Raw genomic sequence first — 13,254 nt, 5'->3', positions numbered from 1 at the left:
AAATCAGCTACAGATAGCAGTAATGGGTTGGATAGCGCATGCTGACATTTTCTGAAAAATTCTTAATAAAATTCATAATCTTTATCCTTCCTGTAATTCTGTCGAACTGACTTTGGCGTAAGCTACACACGTTCAAATGCGAGCAGTTCGCCCCAAAACGCAGCGACAATGTCCGACTGCGGGCCGGGTTGGCCGGTGGTCAAAAATCGTCGTTTAGCCGATTGTCCAACGTCGTACTCAAAGTGCCGTTCAATGTAGCGCTCAAGAGAATCTGCGACGGACGAAGGCTGGTGAATCAGTGGAGTTCCCGCCGGCAAGGCAGCCTTGAATAAGTCGCTGATGATTTCGTAATGGGTACAGCCCAGAATGGCTCGGTCGGGATATCGTCCTATCCGCGTTTTCAGTGCCTGAACGCGGCTTTCAACGACGGCTTTCAGTTTTTCCTCGCTCGCTCCGGCTTCGATCATCCCGGCCAATCCGATGCAAGGCTCGGTGAACACCGCGAGGTCCTGCCTGCGTTTGTCGATTTCAATTTCGTAAACACGCGAACGAGCCGTCGCTGTCGTGCAGAAGATGCCAAGCACATCAACGTTTTCGATTTTTGCCCCGCGACGTTCGGCTTCGTGCTCCCAGGGCAAGCCGGTGGCCGCTTCAATTGTCGGCACAATGATACCCAGCACGTTGACGGGGCGGCCTATGGTTTTACGATAATCCAATAACCAAGTCGACTGGAGGCGCCGCAATGCCACGGCTGATGCAGTGTTGCAAGCCAGCACTACGATAGAGGCTCCCGCGTCAAACAGGGTTTCGCAGCCCTGCCGTGTCAGCTCCACAATCTCCTCGCCCGACCGTTCTCCGTAGGGGGCGTGCTTCTGATCGCCGAGATAGATGAAGTCAGCCGCTGGTATCCGATCCACGAGCGCCCGGTGAATGCTCAATCCGCCTACGCCTGAATCGAAGACACCGATAGCCATCCTATAACCCCATACGCAAATGCGACGATGTTGTCGCAGTGAAGTGAGGACCTGTCTATAGCCCTGCGCCCTTGTCGCCAGCAAGGGTGCATGCTTAGATGATTGCACTTGGAACGGACTTTGCGATGTCAGGCGTACAAACATCGTGATTTCTTTGTGGGAGCACTCGATGGAAATGGATCGTCGTATGGTTTTGGGACTGATGACGTCAGCAAGTCTGATGCCTGGGGTGGCGCTTGCAGGCGCAGGTGAAAATGTTCTCACCCACGCCTGGACGGGTCCATACGGGGGTGTGCCACCATTCGATAAGGTCAGGATCGAGGATTTCGAGGCGGCGTTTGATGCCGCGATGAACTCCCAGAGGACGGAAGTGACGGCCATTACGCAGAACAAGGCGGCTCCGAGCTTCGAGAACACCATTGTGGCCCTTGAAACCTCCGGTGCGGAGATGGAGCGGGTCTCAACGCTTTACGGCGTCTGGAGTGGAGGTCTTTCGACCCCTGACCTGCAGGCCATTTCCAAGCGTCTTTCCCCGAAGCTCGCGGCCTTTGGCGATGAGATCAACCAGAACGAAAAACTCTTCCAGCGCATAAAGGCCGTTTACGACAAACGTGCCTCGCTGAAGCTGACGCCTGAGCAGGACCGCTTGCTGTGGGTGACCTTTAACGGCTTCGTACGTTCAGGCGCGGCCCTTTCACCACAGGCCAAAACGCGCGTTGCCGAGATCAACAAAGAGCTCTCAACGCTCTTTAATCAGTTCTCTGATAATCTGCTTCATGACGAAGAGCAGGTGCTTTATCTTGGTAAGGATGAACTGCCGGGGCTTTCCGAGGGCTTCCTGGCCTCAGCCGCCGCGGCGGCAAAAGCAGCAGGCAAGGAAGGCCTTTACGCTATCCCCAATACCCGCTCGGCTATGGAGCCTGTTACGACTTTTTGTACAAACCGCGCCACACGCGAAAAGGTCTGGCGGCTTTTCGTAAACCGCGGCGACAACGGGGATCAATGGGATAACAATGCCCTGATCAGGAAGATCCTCAAACTCCGGTTTGAGCGGGCTCGGCTGCGCGGCTATCCGACGCACGCGCACTGGCGGGTGGAAAACGCCATGGCGAAGACCCCTGAAAATGCCATGAAGCTGATGGAGTCGGTGTGGCCTGCGGCAGTCAAGCGGGTGCATGAAGAAGTCGCTGACATGCAAAAGGTCGCCGACGCGGAAAAGGCGGGCATCACGATTGAGCCCTGGGATTACCGCTTCTATGCAGAAAAGGTCCGGAAAGCGCGCTACGATCTCGACGAGAATGAAATCAAGCCCTATCTCCAGCTCGATAAGCTCGTGGAAGGCATGTTCTGGGCAGCGGGACAGACCTACGGCTTCATGTTCAAAAAAGTCGAAGGTCTTCCGGTTTTCCATGAGGACGTGACGACATATGAAGTCTCTCGAGATGGGAAGGTAGTCGGCCTTTTCTACTTTGACCCCTATGCTCGCAAGGGCAAGCGCTCAGGCGCGTGGATGAATGCCTATCGAAGCCAGTCACGCGATGGGACGAACTTCATCATGCCTATAGTGTCTAACAACTCGAATTTCCTGGAAGCTGCGCCCGGCGAGCCCATTCTGGTGTCTTGGGATGACGCAACGACCCTCTTCCACGAATTCGGCCACGCCATCCATGGCCTGTCCTCAAATGTCACCTATGCCTCTTTGTCGGGTACCTCTGTTGCCCGGGACTATGTTGAGTTCCCCTCTCAGGTGAATGAGCGGTGGTTGTCGACCCCTGAAGTGCTGTCGCGCTTCGCCCTGCACTATAAGACGAAGGCGCCTATGCCGGCTGCCCTTCTGGAGAAGATCAAAAAGGCCGATAACTTTAATCAGGGCTTTGGCACGGTGGAATATCTGTCCTCGGCCCTCATTGATATGAAACTGCATCTGGCCGGCGATGCCGATATCGATCCGGATGCCTTTGAGCGTGACGAACTGACAAAGCTCGGTATGCCGAAGGAAATCGTCATGCGCCATCGCACGCCCCAGTTTGCCCATGTCTTCTCATCGGACGGCTATTCGGCGGGCTATTACAGCTACGTCTGGGCGGATGTTGTAGCAGCCGACTGTTCTGAAGCCTTTGCTGCGGCGCCATACGGTTTTTATGACAAGACCGTTGCCGGGCGGATGATGAGATACATCCTGAGCGTCGGAAACACGATAGATCCAGCGGATGCGTACCGCCAGTTCCGCGGTCGTGACGCCGATCCATCGGCGCTCATGAGGGCGCGCGGTTTTGACTAGATTATCGACGGGAATTCCATAACCAAATGTTAAAAACCAATCCAGTTTCGACACCTTTACATTTGACAAAGAAAACTAAAAACTTCGCCTGTGAAACTTGTCGTAATGTCATTTAAGTGAATGACTGATGCGACTGAAGTAAATGGATGAACGGCTGTCGCTCCCGGTATCTGCCTGCAATACTGTGGTTGTCGAGGGTTGCAATACTGGAAAGCTCTCACGGAAAGCTGGTAGCAACGTCGATCTAGATATTGCCAAGCATGTTTTCCAAGGCGATGGCATAGCCGTCGATGGATTGGTTGGGTTTTGACCAAAACTAAGGCGAAACGAGGTTGGCGCATTTTCGCGCGGCTCTCCCGTTACCTGCTCCCAGAAAATTCTGGTTTCGGGTGGCCAAGAAATGGGTGGCAGGTCACCGCCGGAGCTAACTCAAACGAGGATGCAGCCTAGGGCAACGGCCATTATACGTGCTTTTATGTCGCCGATTCGATGAATTACATGTTTATCGCGTTGTAATTTTAGGCGCTGGCCGTGTTGCGCTTTAAGCGCGTGTCATGTAATGGCGGCGAGTAACCAAGAAGGGGTGGGCTATGCGTATACTTACAACTGGCGGAGCAGGGTTCATTGGTTCGGCGCTTGTGCGTTATCTGGTCTCTGAAGTGGGTGCGGAGGTCTTAAACCTCGACAAGCTCACCTATGCCGGCAACCTGGCCTCCCTGGAGCCTGTAAAGGGAGCCAATAATTACAGCTTCATACAGGCAGATATCTGTGACCGCGATGCGGTGGTCTCGGCCATTAACGGATTTAAGCCTGACCATATCATGCACCTCGCCGCCGAAAGCCATGTGGATCGCTCCATCACTGGGGCGGGCGAGTTTGTGCAGACGAATGTCATCGGCACCTTCACCATGCTCGAGGCGGCGCGCCATTACTGGAATGGCCTGCAAGGTGACGAGAAGGCGAACTTCCGCTTCTTGCACGTGTCAACAGATGAGGTTTATGGATCGCTCGGAGAAACAGGGTTGTTTGAAGAAGTGACACCCTATGATCCTTCGTCGCCCTATTCGGCGTCAAAGGCCGCGTCTGATCACCTGGCGAAGGCGTGGCACCGTACCTATGGCCTGCCTGTCATAGTGTCGAACTGCTCGAACAATTACGGCCCTTATCACTTCCCTGAGAAGCTGATCCCGCTGAACATCTTAAATGCGCTGGAGGGTAAGGCGCTGACGGTTTACGGCGACGGCTCCAATATCCGCGACTGGCTCTATGTGGAAGACCACGCGCGGGCCCTGCACCTGATTGCGTCAAAGGGTCGTCTGGGCGAGACCTATAATGTCGGTGGTCGCAATGAGCGCAAGAACATCGACGTGGTCCACCGCATCTGCGCGCTTATGGACGAGATGAACCCCAAAGGGGCCCCGCATGATCGACTGATCACGTTCGTGACGGATCGTCCGGGCCACGACCATCGCTATGCGATTGACGCCACCAAGCTTGAAACGGAGCTTGGCTGGAAGGCGCGCGAAAACTTCGACACGGGTATTGAGAAGACCGTGCGCTGGTATCTCGACAATGAACAGTGGTGGCGTCCTCTGCGTGGCGGCGTTTACACGGGCGAGCGTCTGGGCGTACTCAGCGAAAAGGTCTGATAATGCGCATTGTCGTTACAGGCAAGGAAGGCCAGGTTGACACCGCTGCTCAGGCCTTAGGTGAGAGCCTTGGTCTTGAGATCATTCGTGTGGGACGCCCAGAAATCGATTTATCAAAACCTGAGACCCTCTCTGGGCCTATGAAGGCGGCTCGGCCGGACGTAATCATCTCCTCGGCCGCCTACACGGCGGTTGATAAGGCTGAAAGTGAAGCGGCTCTCGCTCAGGCTATTAACGGTGAAGGGCCGGGTGAGCTGGCAAAGATTGCGGCTGAGCTCAACATACCCCTCCTTCATCTGTCTACGGACTATGTCTTCTCTGGCGACAAGGATGGCGTCTATAGCGAAGGCGATGCCCCAGGTCCTGTGAGCGTCTACGGGATGACGAAGCTGTCCGGGGAAACGCAGATTGCGGCGGCCACGCCCAACCATGTCATCCTAAGAACAGCGTGGGTCTACTCTCCCTACGGCAACAACTTCGTCAAGACGATGCTGCGCCTTGGTGAAACGCGCGACGAGCTGAATGTTGTGGCCGACCAGAGAGGGTGCCCGACCTATGCGCTGGAGATTGCCCGCGCCCTCCTTTTGATCGCGCAAAAGCTTGTTGCCGACCCCGATCCTGCGCTGCGCGGGATATTCCACCTGACAGGCCAAGGCGAGACGACTTGGGCCGGGTTTGCCGAGGCGATCTTTGAAGGTTCTGCCCTGCGTGGCGGAAAGGCCGTAAGGGTCAATCCGATCCCGACTGAGGCCTATCCGACGCCGGCAAAACGTCCGGCCAACTCACGTCTCAGCGGCGAGAAGCTGGCCGAGGTTTATAATCTGCGCCTCGATCCATGGCGTGTGTCACTTGATGATTGCCTGACGCGCCTGACGGGTGTCGCGGCACCGGTGAAGGAGTAAGGCTATGAAGGGAATTATTCTGGCGGGCGGCAGCGGAACGCGTTTGCATCCGATGACGATTGGCGTCTCAAAGCAAATGATGCCGGTCTATGATAAGCCGATGATCTACTATCCGCTATCGACGCTGATGATGGCGGGGATACGTGAGATCCTGATCATCTCGACCCCGCATGACCTGCCCCTGTTCCGTAAGCTCCTCGGCGACGGGCAAAAGTGGGGTATTGAGCTCAGCTACGCGGAGCAGCCAAGCCCGGATGGTCTGGCGCAGGCCTATATGATCGGTGCAGACTTTGTGGGCCGTGAGCCCTCCTGCCTGATCCTTGGCGATAATATCTACTACGGATCGAACCTGAGCGAGACGCTTGAGGACGCCGCGACGCTTAAGTCAGGCGCCTCGGTTTTTGCCTATCAGGTCTCAGACCCTGAGCGTTACGGCGTCGTTGAGTTCGACGACGGCTTTAAAGCGCTCTCGGTGGAAGAGAAGCCAGCCATGCCGAAATCCAACTGGGCAATTACGGGTCTTTACTTCTACGACCATCAGGTGGTCGATATTGCGGCCAATCTGGCCCCGTCAGCGCGCGGTGAATATGAGATCACCGATGTGAACCGGGTTTATCTCGAGCGTGGAGAGCTAAGTGTGCAGCCGATCGGCCGCGGCTATGCCTGGCTTGATACCGGTACGCCCGACAGCCTTCTCGATGCCGCTGAGTTCGTGCGTGTGCTTGAGAAGCGTCAGGGAATGAAGATTTGCTGTCCGGAAGAAATCGCGTGGCGGAGAGGCTATATCTCCGATGAGGAGCTGGAAGGGCTCGCAAAAGCCCTCGGCAAGAGTGAATATGGGCGCTATCTGGGCAAGTGCTTGCAATCAGGGCGCTAGGCCAGGCAGCCATGACGCCCCCTTTATATTCGCATTCGCTTAACGCATGTAGGCTTTGTTAGGATTCGGTGAAAACTTGGCCTCAACAGGAGGCACAGATGCACGAACTCAAGTCGACTGCCACGGTAATGGTCATGGTCTTCGGTTTCATTGGGGCGCTGGTCGCGGGGCTCACGGTCGGACTTGCCTATTAGATCGTGTTTTAGAGCTGCCGCGGGCGCGGTTAGGCGTTGTCTTCCGAGGTCAACGACCCGGCTATATGCGGGCGAGTCTTGACAATCCACGGTTAGAACATATCATGAACTTATGAAAAAGAGTTTGCGTGAACGGCTGGCCATTCTCTCTGACGCGGCAAAGTATGATGCATCTTGCGCCTCTTCGGGCACATCGAAACGGGACTCGCGATCCGGCGGGTTAGGGTCAACGGAAAGCTCGGGCATTTGTCATGCCTATGCGCCTGACGGGCGCTGCATTTCTCTCCTCAAAATCCTGATGACGAATTTTTGCATCTATGACTGCGCCTACTGCATAAATCGCTCATCGTCGAACGTGGAACGCGCCCGTTTCAGCGCTGACGAAGTCGTCTGGCTCACGCTTGAGTTTTACCGGCGCAACTACATTGAAGGACTGTTTCTCTCCTCCGGGATCATTCGCTCATCGGATTACACCATGGAGCAAATGGTCAAGATCGCTAAAGATCTGCGCCTGAAGCACGACTTTCGAGGCTACATCCACCTGAAGACCATACCCGAAGCCTCGGCCGCACTAATCGAAGAGGCCGGGCTCTATGCCGACCGCCTTTCCATAAACATAGAATTGCCGACGGATGCCGGGGTTGAGGCCCTCGCTCCGCAAAAGCACCCACAAAACATTCGCCGTTCCATGGGCGAGCTCAGGCAGAAGATTGACGAGTTCTCAGAACCCACCTTCCGGCGGCGTCGAAAGCGATTTGTGCCGGCCGGGCAGTCGACCCAGATGATTATCGGGGCCGACGCAACGAACGACGCAACGATTTTGGGCTCCAGTGCTTCGCTCTATGGCCGCTTCAGACTAAGACGCGTTTATTATTCGGCCTTCTCCCCCATACCTGATGCGTCAAACGTCTTGCCACTGATAAAGCCCCCCCTGATCCGTGAGCACAGGCTCTATCAGGCTGACTGGCTTTATCGCTTCTATGGGTTTGACATCGCAGAGATTACGGCAGGCCGCAAAGACGGGATGCTCGATCTTGACCTCGACCCTAAACTTGCCTGGGCACTGGAAAACCGTGAGCGGTTTCCGGTGGACGTCAATCGGGCCGATAAGGAGGTGCTTTTTCGGGTACCCGGGCTTGGTGTTAAATCGGTTCAGTCTCTTCTGAATGCGCGCCGTTACAGGCGCCTGAAAATCGAGGATCTGGTACGCCTCAAAATCTCGGTCCGTAAGGTGAAGCCCTTTATTGTCACCGACGATTGGACCCCCATAAAACTCATCGACCGTGCCAATCTGCGTGAGCTCTTTGCGCCAGAGCCTGAGCAACTGGTCCTGCTATGAAGGTCAGGCTGAACGCGCGAGGCAACTATGGAGAATGGCGTAAAGCGGCAAGGGCAGCGCTGACGAACGGCATCGAGCCTAAGTTTGTGGACTGGGCCGTCGAGACTGAGACTTACGACCTTTTTGGGGAGACCGCTTCCTCGGACGATGCTGCCGTTTATGAGGCGTCGGAGGGCTCGGCTTCGACACCAGCAAACGCCAGGGCTCAGGCCGTCTTAAAACCGGCCGCCTTCGTTAGTTCCGCATTTATAGAATTAACGGAAATGGCGATTTGCCATTCCGATGCCAAGCGCTTTGACCTCTGCTATCGTCTGTTATGGCGCCTGCAATCCCAAAAGCATCTGTTAGACGATCCCGCAGACCCGGACGTTCGGGCGCTGCATGGACTTGTGAAGTCCGTCCGTCGCGATATGCATAAGATGAAGGCTTTCGTGCGTTTCAAGGAGACACAAGCGGTCTCAGAGCGCCGCGCCTTTGTCGCGTGGTTCGAGCCGGAGCATTTCATCGTCGCTCAGACAGCGCCTTTTTTCCAAAGACGATTTGGCGACATGGACTGGATCATTGCCACGCCTAAAGGGTCTGCCGCCTGGAAGGGGGCAAGGCTTCATTTCAGCGAGGCGCCGGCAAAACCGTTTGAATTAAAGGATGAAGCCGACGATTTATGGCGAGCCTATTACGCCAACATCTTCAATCCTGCACGGCTTAAGGTTTCGGCGATGCAGTCTGAGATGCCAAAAAAATACTGGAAAAACCTCCCCGAAGCGACGCTTATTCCCGAGCTCATCCGCGATGCAGATAAACGCGTGCGTCAGATGCATGAGCGAGCTTCCAGCGCGGAAGCGCCCGCCTTTCATCGCGCCCTTAAGTCACGAATGACCGATCGGTCGCAATGATGCCTTGCGTTTCTGGCTCTCAGCTCGAGGGTTCGCGCTCTTGTGCCTCCATCAGCATTCCGATGCGGACAATAAGTTCGGCGGTGATGCGCGCGGGGGGCTGAGTGAGGGACAATTCCATCAAAACGGAAATATGATTGGCTACCTCATTTCGACGGCTGGCCGGCACGAGCCACAGTAAGCTGCGTTCAAGCGTGCGCCAGTCGAGGACGATCATAGGCAGGGCAGGGGAGTGCGTGTGTTTCATGAAGAAAGCACACCACAACCACCTCGCCTGCACCATCCTTCAAGGGGTATGATCACACCGAAGGCAGGAGGTTTCGGTTACGCTTGATCAGAGTGTGCTCGCCATAGGCTTGAGGCCGAGGGATTGTAACAGGTGCGCATCTGTGCCCGGCTCCGGATTGGGTGTGGTCAGAAGCTGGCTTCCCACAAATATTGAGTTGGCGCCTGCGAGAAAACAAAGGGCCTGAAGGGCTTCGTCCATTTCGTTGCGGCCTGCGCTCAGTCGGACCATCGATTTCGGGCAAACGATACGGGCGACCGCAACGGTTCGTACAAAGTCAATGGGTGATATCTCGCCTTTACGCCGGGCGCGATCCCCCAATGGAGTGTTGGCGACCGGAACGAGATTGTTGATCGGCAGGCTGTCGGGGTGAGCAGGCAGGTTGGCAAGCTGCTGAAGAAACGAGACGCGGTCTTCGCGTGTTTCACCCATGCCAAGGATACCGCCGCAGCAGGTCTTCATCCCGACCTCACGAACGGCCGAAAGCGTATCGAGACGCTCCTGGTAGGTTCGGGTGGTTACCACCTGATCATAATATTCAGGAGAGGTATCGAGGTTATGGTTGTAATAGTCGAGGCCCGCGGCCTTAAGGGCTGATGCCTGCTGGGGCGTAATCATGCCAAGTGTCGCGCAGGTCTCAAGGCCGAGCGCTTTCACTTCAGCAATCATCTCGGCAAGTGCCGGAACGTCACGATCTTTCAGGTCGCGCCACGCAGCCCCCATGCAAAAACGCTGTGCACCGCCCGCTTTTGCGGCTTTGGCTGCATCTAACACCGCATCGACCGCCATGAGCTTCGATGCCTTCAGGCCCGTGTCGTGGTGGGCAGACTGAGAGCAATAGCCGCAGTTTTCAGCGCATCCGCCGGTTTTGATCGACAGAAGCTGAGAGAGCTGGATCTCTGAGGGATCAAAGACCTGTCTGTGGACGCTTGCCGCCTTGTAAACGAGCTCCATAAAGGGAAGCTCGAAAAGGGCCGAGATCTCGCTCTTAGTCCAGTCGTGGCGAACCGCTACAAAGGCGTGCGTGGTGTCAGGCATATGTCTCTCCTCTGGCCTTGTCGTTAAACGATCCATCTGGTCGGGTCAAACGGGGCCTCACATTGACGAAAGAACCAATTTTTCGTAACGCGGATACCGGGAATGGACGAGTGATGATGCCTGTTTCGGATACGCCAGCCTCGCGTCTTGTTGAAGACCTCGCGAAAAGCTTTGCGGGAGAAGAGACGGTGACGGCTGGCGATCTAATAAGGCGCCTCGATGGGCGTGGCCTTGGGCTTTTACTCATCATATTGGCCCTGCCGATCTGCATCCCCAACATCCCGGGCATATCGACGCTCTTTGGCCTTCTTCTCATAGGCCCGTCCTTGCAAATGCTTTTCGGGCAAAGGCAGCTTTGGATGCCAAGGCTTGCCACGCGCTGGTCTTTCAAAAATGAGACCCTCACTGGCGCTCTCAAGGCGTGTGTTAGCGTGCTCAGAAAGATTGAGTTTCTCGTTCGGCCGAGGCTCCTTTTCCTGACAGGCGGACTGTGGCTTCGCTATTTCGGTGCTCAGACCCTTCTTATGGCCCTAATACTGTTGCTTCCTATGCCGGGGGCAAACATCATTCCGGGAACAGCCGTCGTCCTGACGGGGCTCGGCCTTTTGCAACGCGACGGTATATGCCTTTTGTTGTCTTTTCCTGTAGCGGTCGCCTCAGTCGCCTGGGTTTATTTTGGTGCTCGTTATGTGTTGAATTTCCTGATGTGGCTTTGGCAGCAAACAGAGGCGCTTTGGGCTGGCCTTGTCGTTGCCACAGGCTCTTAGAAGGCCGGCTCTACCATATAAAGACATCTTTATATCTTGATTGCATAAGTTTGCGCGGATCGTTATAAGACGGCTACATTTGAAACTATGGATGCACCCCTTATGGCCGCTCAAGACTTCATCGTAAAAGACCTCTCCCTCGCCGCATGGGGGCGCAAGGAACTCGAAATCGCCGAGGGCGAAATGCCGGGCCTGATGGCGACGCGTGAGGAATATGGACCCAAACAGCCCCTGAAGGGCGCACGCATCGCCGGTTCGTTGCATATGACGATCCAGACGGGTGTTCTCATCGAAACCCTGCAGGCGCTCGGCGCCGAGGTGCGCTGGGCGTCGTGCAATATCTTCTCGACGCAAGACCACGCCGCTGCCGCCATTGCGGAACGGGGCACGCCCGTCTTTGCCATCAAGGGTGAGACCCTCGAAGAATACTGGGATTATGCGCACAAGATCTTCGAATGGCATGATGGCGGCTATCCGAACCTCATTCTTGATGACGGCGGTGATGCCACGCTTCTGACCGTGCTCGGACCCAAGGCGGAACAGGATCCGTCCATCCTGAATAATCCGCAGAACGAAGAAGAAGAGGCGCTCTACAAGGTAATGAAGCGCTACCTGGCGGAAAAGCCCGGCTTCTATTCGGCCATTCGTGATGCGATCATCGGTGTTTCCGAGGAAACGACGACGGGCGTTCATCGCCTTTATGCCATGGCCCAGAAGGGTGAACTGCCGTTTCCGGCGATCAACGTCAATGACAGCGTCACGAAGTCGAAGTTCGACAACCTCTATGGCTGCCGCGAGTCGCTCGTTGATGCGATCCGTCGTGCGACCGACGTGATGCTTGCCGGCAAGGTGGCCGTGGTGCTGGGCTATGGCGATGTGGGCAAGGGCTCGGCGGCCAGCCTGAGAAACGGTGGGGCGCGTGTCATCGTCACGGAAATCGACCCCATCTGCGCGCTTCAGGCGGCGATGGAGGGCTATGAGGTCCGGACCGTCGAGGAAGTGGCAAAGCTTGGTGATATTTTCGTCACGGCGACCGGCAACAAGGATGTCCTGCGTCTCGAGCATATGCGTGAGATGAAGCACAACGCCATTGTCTGCAACATCGGCCACTTTGACTCTGAAATCCAGGTTGCCTCTTTGCGTAACTATAAGTGGGACGAGATCAAGCCTCAGGTTCACCATGTGGAGTTCCCGGACGGCAAAAAGATCATCGTCCTGTCTGAAGGCCGCCTCGTGAATCTCGGCAATGCGACGGGCCATCCCTCATTTGTGATGTCAGCGTCCTTCACCAACCAGACGCTGGCCCAGATTGAGCTTTGGACCAATAACAAGGCCTATGAAAAGCAGGTCTACACCCTGCCTAAAAAGCTCGACGAAAAGGTCGCGCTCCTGCATCTTGAGAAGCTCGGTGCGAAGCTAACGACCCTTAATCCTGAACAGGCTGACTATATCGGCGTCTCCGTCGAGGGGCCGTTTAAGCCGGAACACTATCGCTACTAAGCGTGCCACACGCTGAATAAAAAAAGCCTCCGCGGGCAACCCGCGGAGGCTTTTTTTGACCTTGAGAGGAAAGGATTAAAAGATGAGCGCGGCCACGCCAGCCCAGAAGGCTGCACAAAAACCTATTGCGGCCCAACGCAACATCAAGCTTTCCGCGCGTGTGGACGAAGGACTGCGAACCTCCGACCCTTCGCGGGCAGACTCCACGCGCAGGTGAGCGCGGTTGGCAAATGTGTCGTGTGTAATGGACCTCATGGCAACACCTCTTGGTTACGCCGACTCTAACTCTGTTTTAAAGATAGGTGCGAAGTCTTAAAAATTCCAGTACTCATTTCCGCTCCTTAGGAAAGGAAGCCGTTAAGGCGCTCTATGAGTGACAATCTGGCTGATTTTTTCTCAATTCCGACCAGTATATGCATTCACATTTTGAGATTTTAGCTCATATTTGCTGCGGTGCAAAATGCGCAAATGTCTAAATACTGCGCTCTTTCATTTCATTTGTATCCATTACCGGGAAACGAAAAGACTGGCGTATCCTATATACGATGCCCGTT

The 13,254-nt window shown here is 55.5% G+C and carries 11 protein-coding genes; 8 read left to right on the top strand and 3 right to left on the bottom strand.

Going from position 1 to position 13,254, the window contains the following annotated elements:
* Positions 1–122: 122 nt before the first annotated feature.
* The gene (locus PQU94_RS00825; RefSeq protein WP_272739601.1) at positions 123–974 is read right to left on the bottom strand and encodes a glutamate racemase; all 852 of its coding nucleotides are present in this window, start codon (positions 972–974) and stop codon (positions 123–125) included.
* 169 nt (positions 975–1,143) lie between these two features.
* Between PQU94_RS00825 and PQU94_RS00820 the strand changes: the two genes are divergently transcribed.
* The 6 genes from PQU94_RS00820 (at position 1,144) to PQU94_RS00795 (ending at position 9,109) form a co-directional block, all read left to right on the top strand.
* Complete coding sequence (locus PQU94_RS00820; protein WP_272739600.1) at positions 1,144–3,255, top strand: M3 family metallopeptidase; 2,112 nt, start codon at positions 1,144–1,146, stop codon at positions 3,253–3,255.
* A gap of 590 nt (positions 3,256–3,845) precedes the next feature.
* On the top strand, positions 3,846–4,904 hold the full coding sequence (gene rfbB / locus PQU94_RS00815) for a dTDP-glucose 4,6-dehydratase (protein WP_272739599.1): 1,059 nt from the start codon (positions 3,846–3,848) through the stop codon (positions 4,902–4,904).
* Positions 4,905–4,906: 2 nt separating this feature from the next.
* Positions 4,907–5,806 carry a dTDP-4-dehydrorhamnose reductase gene (rfbD, locus tag PQU94_RS00810; RefSeq protein WP_272739598.1) on the top strand — a complete coding sequence of 300 codons (900 nt, stop codon included), beginning with the start codon at positions 4,907–4,909 and terminating at the stop codon, positions 5,804–5,806.
* A gap of 4 nt (positions 5,807–5,810) precedes the next feature.
* Complete coding sequence (gene rfbA, locus PQU94_RS00805; protein ID WP_272739597.1) at positions 5,811–6,683, top strand: glucose-1-phosphate thymidylyltransferase RfbA; 873 nt, start codon at positions 5,811–5,813, stop codon at positions 6,681–6,683.
* A gap of 306 nt (positions 6,684–6,989) precedes the next feature.
* The gene (locus PQU94_RS00800) at positions 6,990–8,216 is read left to right on the top strand and encodes a putative DNA modification/repair radical SAM protein (protein WP_272739596.1); all 1,227 of its coding nucleotides are present in this window, start codon (positions 6,990–6,992) and stop codon (positions 8,214–8,216) included.
* A complete protein-coding gene (locus tag PQU94_RS00795) occupies positions 8,213–9,109 on the top strand; it encodes a TIGR03915 family putative DNA repair protein (protein ID WP_272739595.1) in 897 nt (298 codons plus the stop codon). Before PQU94_RS00800 ends, PQU94_RS00795 begins: the two co-directional genes overlap by 4 nt.
* A gap of 19 nt (positions 9,110–9,128) precedes the next feature.
* Here PQU94_RS00795 and PQU94_RS00790 read toward each other — a convergent pair whose 3' ends face one another.
* Entirely contained in the window at positions 9,129–9,326 is a 198-nt protein-coding gene (locus PQU94_RS00790; RefSeq protein WP_272739594.1) for a hypothetical protein, read from the bottom strand.
* Between the two features lie 117 nt (positions 9,327–9,443).
* Entirely contained in the window at positions 9,444–10,433 is a 990-nt protein-coding gene (gene bioB / locus PQU94_RS00785; protein WP_272739593.1) for a biotin synthase BioB, read from the bottom strand.
* A 62-nt stretch (positions 10,434–10,495) separates the two neighbouring features.
* Here bioB and PQU94_RS00780 point away from each other — a divergent pair, with 62 nt between their 5' ends.
* Positions 10,496–11,200, top strand: a complete 705-nt coding sequence (locus PQU94_RS00780; RefSeq protein WP_272739592.1) for an exopolysaccharide biosynthesis protein — start codon at positions 10,496–10,498, stop codon at positions 11,198–11,200.
* Positions 11,201–11,302: 102 nt separating this feature from the next.
* On the top strand, positions 11,303–12,700 hold the full coding sequence (gene ahcY, locus PQU94_RS00775) for an adenosylhomocysteinase (protein ID WP_272739591.1): 1,398 nt from the start codon (positions 11,303–11,305) through the stop codon (positions 12,698–12,700).
* Positions 12,701–13,254 lie beyond the last annotated feature (554 nt).

The organism is Asticcacaulis currens, from assembly GCF_028550395.1.
In the GTDB taxonomy this organism is placed as follows: Bacteria; Pseudomonadota; Alphaproteobacteria; order Caulobacterales; family Caulobacteraceae; genus Asticcacaulis; species Asticcacaulis currens.
Note: the sequence above shows the minus strand (reverse complement) of the source record. Positions and strands in the feature narration are given on the sequence as shown.